Origin of the sequence: Dysgonomonas sp. 521 (genome assembly GCF_010501055.1) — a bacterium.
Lineage (GTDB): Bacteria > Bacteroidota > Bacteroidia > Bacteroidales > Dysgonomonadaceae > Dysgonomonas.
The window spans coordinates 1-4782 of sequence record NZ_QVMO01000155.1; the positions used below are offsets into that span (position 1 = coordinate 1).

Below are 4782 nucleotides of genomic sequence, written 5' to 3' on the forward strand. Positions count from 1 at the left end.
GCTTAAGAAAAAAACGGTAATTTTGTCAGACTAATTTGCACAGTGAGTGGGTGGGTATCACCGGAATCACTGGGTGGGTATCGCCGGAATATGCATAATAAAAAAGCTGCAAATTGGAACAATGACTTTTTCCATTTGCCACTTTCATTAGTAATATACATATGGCTTTTCATTAATGATTGACCGTGCATAATCATTATATTGCTTATTCCTTTATTAACAGTCTCGCGGCAAAATCCGTCATTATCATATAGAATAACCATTTTTCGCGTTCTAAAGCCTTTAGGCGCAAAATAATCTTCCTCAAGGGAATACACTACTATTGCGCGATTGCATCCTTCTGTAAGTCCTTGAATATCCATTTCGGCGGCTTGTGTATTTCCTTTCATATCGATGGCATTCATAGTATCACCCCCTCTCCCGCTAATTTGCTGATAATACGCATCCTTAGTTCCTTATCTTCAATCTCGCAAATATCGGGAACTACCGCAAAAAAACGATTTACTAAAGTGCTCGATTGCTCTTCCATCTCTGCCGCTTTGCGCTGTGCCCGCCAATTGCCCTGTCTTGCCCATTCTGACATTGTATTTTCGGCAATTTGCAGCACGCTGGCAGCCTCCTTTTGCGTTTTGCCCTGCAACACCACCAACTCAAAGGCTTGTTTCTTTATATGCCTGTAATTCGGCTTTTCGTGTATCGCATTGCCGAACAGGTCGCGTTGCTCGTCAATCTTCAATATCAAATCTTCCGCCCAATCGCGAAAACGCTTTGCGCGTTCGGTTTTTGCGGTAAATCCAAGACGTATAACGCCCCGTTTTGTCCAAAATATTTGGTCGGGTTGGTTGGGGTCGTACATATTGTACGCCGCCCCTCTCAGGTAGTGTTTGCCCTCAATAAGTTCGTCTTTTTTTCTTTGTAAATGCTTTAGGATAGAACCGACATTCATGCCATATCCCTCAGCAACTTCTTTTGTAGTCATCACATAGTTATGTTGTGAATCGGGCACAACATTCACGGTTACACCATCGGTTACCGTTAGGCTAATAGCCTGTTTTTGTTTTTCTTTCATATCTGTTATATTTGGCGTTATAAGGCACAGAAAAAACGGCTGGCCTCTCCCCGTGTCGCCAAACATAACAGATATAACGAGCGTGACTCGAAAATAAATGTCCGGGGAAAAGCGCAACCGTTCTGTATTCTTTAAGTAAAGGCATAAAAAAAGCCTTACTGTAAGGTAGGCAAACGATATACACGTTTCACGCTACATTAAATCTATTATATTTGGCTAACACAAAGGTTAGGTATTTTTTTCACTTATGCAAGCAAAAGCCCGCATTTTTTCTAAACCTTATACTCATTTTTGATAATAAACTGTTTATTTTCTTATATTTGCTTTGATTTAAAGCCCGTAAGGACTGCGAATCTCCCAAAAGGGCAGTGACAATATTTGCCCTTTTGCCGCTAAAATAAGCCCTGCATAACGCAGGATAATGATAAAGACAGGCTTTCGGGTCGATCTTTGACAAAGCAAAGGCAGGACTTCTCACCCTGCCTTTTCTGATTTAGTATGAGGTAGGATTCTCTTTATTTTAAGGCAGATATAACTCGATAGGCTCATCGCTTACCGCATCAATCTGAAAGGGAATACAATCCCATTTACCTACAACGGGCTGAACCGAAAAACGCTCGATAACAATACTATAAATACCTTTTGTTCGGAACATTGCACTTAATACCCCTATCGAATCGCATATATTTGCCCATTTGGTAAGCGTTTCTATTTGTTCGTGCGCGCTCGCTCCTTTGCCATCGCGGCGGCTTAGGGCAATACCCCGTATCTGAATATCCCAGTCGCCTTTTCCGTATATTTCTTTCACGGTTCCCGTTGGCCTAACACCTCGGTTTTGGTTATATTGCTATCGCGCGAAAAGCTGGCAATACACGAATAGGGCAATGTATAATCGCCAAATCGCTCCTCGACAAGGCTACCATCACGTTCATACATATTATACCCGCCGCCCTCAAATTGTATTGCTCCATATACTTTAGTACCAAATTCCGTTGGGGGTATGTTCATATCTTCCATCAGTTCGGTATCAGGTCGCAAAAATTTGATATCATTATATTCGCCCGGCTCAAAGTCTTTATTTTCGCCGTATGGTATATACAGGGGGCTATTTATGCCGAATATTTGGCGTATGGCATCGGCCACAAATAAAAATTGGTTTCTTTCCTGTCCCGTCATTTTTTGATTTGCATTTAATCAGTGTTTAAACTTCATTTAAAACCACCTTTTCGCGCTCCCTGTCGGCAACTTCTTTCAGTCGGCGGCGTTCCTCAATCTCGGCAAGTTCTTTCTTCGCATTGCATCCTAAATACTTATAGAATGTGGCAATACTGATAAAATACTTAGGCGCAATAACATTATGATACATTTCTTTTTGACTTAGGCTTTTCTTTTGCCCTTTCAAAACAATATTCTGTATCTCAATGATTTTACGCAATAACATTTCCCTATTATAAGCCATATTATACAAAGTATATTTAGTTGTTTGTTAAATATTTATGCGTTTGTGCTCACTATCGCCCCGATACCTTTATTTCGGATCGGCAAAGCCACAAAACGTTTATCAAAGCCTACAATCGCCCCACGTTCTTTCGGGTCGTCTATCGTAGCATACATATGTACCTGTCCGTCAGCTTTCATTACTTCGCCTCTTTGGAAGGCTAAGGAGCAAAACGCATCACCATCCATTATGGCCGAACCAAATGCCTTTTTCTTCAAATCGCCGTCATAATAAGCCATTTGCGAAAATTGTAGCATGCCAAAGCCCGCAAGGCGATTAGGTTCGCCGTTCACAAAGTCGGTTATCGACTTGAATGCTTTTATATCGAATAAAATAAGGTCGGTAAGGTGCGAAGGGTGCAATACCATATAGCGCTCTTCGAGTGGCACATTCGCATTATCAAAACGTTCTTTCAGAAGCAAAATATCTTCTATGGTAAGGCGTTTACGCCCTTTATATGCGTCGCCTGTCGTTTGTATTACGGGCGTTTCGTCCGTATCTTCGTCCGGAGCATATGCGTGGGCGGCTTTTGCCCCCGTTGTGGCTTTCAGTACGTTTCTGTGCCCCATCAATACGCTTTCAAGCTGGTCGTATGCGTATTCGATAGCATCAGGGCGGCGCACAAGTGTATTTTCGGTTTCAAACAGATCGAGTTCTATTCGTATCGGCTTGTCATCACGTTTTACAACTGCTATCGGATAGGTCGTATTATTTACCAATACTTTCGGGTCTATGCCCGCCTCTGCAAGGTTTATCGCATCGTTATCTACTAACGGGCTGAAATCCTTTACATAATTGAGGAATGAACTCACCGGGTAAAATTTTTCCATCAGTTGCTTTACCCATACTTCTTTTCTTAATCCTGCCATTTTTGTAAATATTTGATTGTTAATTATTTGGTTTGTTCTTTTTCTAATAACCTTTCGTAAAGCTGTGGATTGGAGGCCAATGCTTTAGGGTCTTTCTTACGGTAGTCGTCAAGTGTCCAGTTTGCACGATTCTCGGGCTTTTTGCCGTCCTGTCTGCTTTCATGGTACACTATCTTTCCGATAGGCTCTATTTGATTGAGAACGGCGTTTGCCGTATCAAAATCCAAGTCGAACAACTTGCGCCAGTCATTCGCCGCCGTTGCCAAAATACGCTTGTCGAATATTGCGGTATTCACTTTATTATCAATTTTGGCCTGTACATCAGCACTCGCCTGTATTTTGCGTTTACGCATCAGCCCGGCAAATACTTTCGGATTGGTGCGGGCAATAGTCAGGAATTCGCTTTGTTCCGATACACCTATACATCCCATTTTTACGGCTGATTGTACTGCTTTTTCGGGCGTTTCCTCGCCTTTCAGTTTGGCAATAGCCTCTAATATTTGTTTCAGGGTCGCGTCTGATGGCAAGTCCAGAGCCTCGGCAATCTGCGAAAGGCTTTCGCCCTTGTTTTCGTTGTTTGTCGCTACTTTCTTTATTTTCGGGAACTTGCCACGGGGGCAACCGCAGGCCGATATAACGGCGGCCGTTCTTTCGTCTATTGTCGCCTGTCCTTTCACATCGGTAATAAATCCATTGTCTTTTGCTTCCTGTGCTGTTAGCCACCAATCGCCAGCATTCCATTGTTGCTCCAATAATTGGGGGTCGGTAGCCCTGTTTTTATACACGTTATAGTATTGATTTTCAATATCACGAAGCAACTTTGTGTATGATTCCAAATCTCTCACGTTGCCCTCTTTGCCGCCTGATGGCTTATGTATCATAAACATCCCATTTTCGGGCATGGTAAATGAGTTACAATGCAAGGCTATAAATGTCGCGGCACTTGCTACGATTGCGCCGCCCTCGCCTGTTATACGGCCGCTAAAACTCGATTGTATAATATTCACTATTTCGGCGGCATCGAAGCAAGACCCGCCCTCGCTATTGATGTAAAGATGTACATCGGTTACACCATCATTAACAAGGCTATCAACCTGAGAGCGAAACAAATCGGCGTTTGTGTCAAGCCCGATTGTGCCCGTTATACGGATAAGCCCCCGATTGCCTTGCTTTGATGCGCTAATATTAAAAGGGATTTTTGCCATAAAATATACTTTTGATTAATATTCTACAACAAAGATTGTAACGGTTCAGGGCAACCGCATCAAAATTTCATCATAATTTGTAGAAATGTTATCTTCGCTTCATGAATAGATTCATCTCTCCCTATTTTGCTGAAGTTACAG

7 protein-coding genes are annotated in these 4782 nt (G+C 42.4%); all 7 read right to left on the reverse strand.

The genetic code is table 11. The features are described 5' to 3' along the window. Positions 1 to 2: 2 nt before the first annotated feature. The 7 genes from D0T84_RS21270 to D0T84_RS21300 all read right to left on the reverse strand — a co-directional run bounded on the left by D0T84_RS21270 (position 3) and on the right by D0T84_RS21300 (position 4641). Positions 3 to 389, reverse strand: coding sequence for a hypothetical protein (locus tag D0T84_RS21270; RefSeq protein ID WP_163309940.1), 387 nt, complete (start codon positions 387 to 389; stop codon positions 3 to 5). Between the two features lie 11 nt (positions 390 to 400). Next, positions 401 to 1069, reverse strand: a complete 669-nt coding sequence (locus D0T84_RS21275) for a Bro-N domain-containing protein (protein ID WP_163309941.1) — start codon at positions 1067 to 1069, stop codon at positions 401 to 403. 520 nt (positions 1070 to 1589) lie between these two features. Continuing rightward, positions 1590 to 1877 carry a DUF6046 domain-containing protein gene (locus D0T84_RS21280; protein ID WP_163309942.1) on the reverse strand — a complete coding sequence of 96 codons (288 nt, stop codon included), beginning with the start codon at positions 1875 to 1877 and terminating at the stop codon, positions 1590 to 1592. Beyond that, positions 1874 to 2245 (reverse strand): hypothetical protein, encoded by a 372-nt coding sequence (locus tag D0T84_RS21285; RefSeq protein WP_163309943.1) that lies wholly within the window; start codon positions 2243 to 2245, stop codon positions 1874 to 1876. Before D0T84_RS21285 ends, D0T84_RS21280 begins: the two co-directional genes overlap by 4 nt. Positions 2246 to 2270: 25 nt before the next feature. Next, positions 2271 to 2528: a hypothetical protein gene (locus D0T84_RS21290; RefSeq protein WP_163309944.1), complete on the reverse strand. Its 258-nt coding sequence runs from the start codon at positions 2526 to 2528 to the stop codon at positions 2271 to 2273. 35 nt (positions 2529 to 2563) lie between these two features. Then, on the reverse strand, positions 2564 to 3436 hold the full coding sequence (locus D0T84_RS21295) for a hypothetical protein (RefSeq protein WP_163309945.1): 873 nt from the start codon (positions 3434 to 3436) through the stop codon (positions 2564 to 2566). 23 nt (positions 3437 to 3459) lie between these two features. Continuing rightward, positions 3460 to 4641 carry an ATP-dependent Clp protease proteolytic subunit gene (locus D0T84_RS21300; RefSeq protein ID WP_163309946.1) on the reverse strand — a complete coding sequence of 394 codons (1182 nt, stop codon included), beginning with the start codon at positions 4639 to 4641 and terminating at the stop codon, positions 3460 to 3462. Between the last annotated feature and the right edge of the window lie 141 nt (positions 4642 to 4782).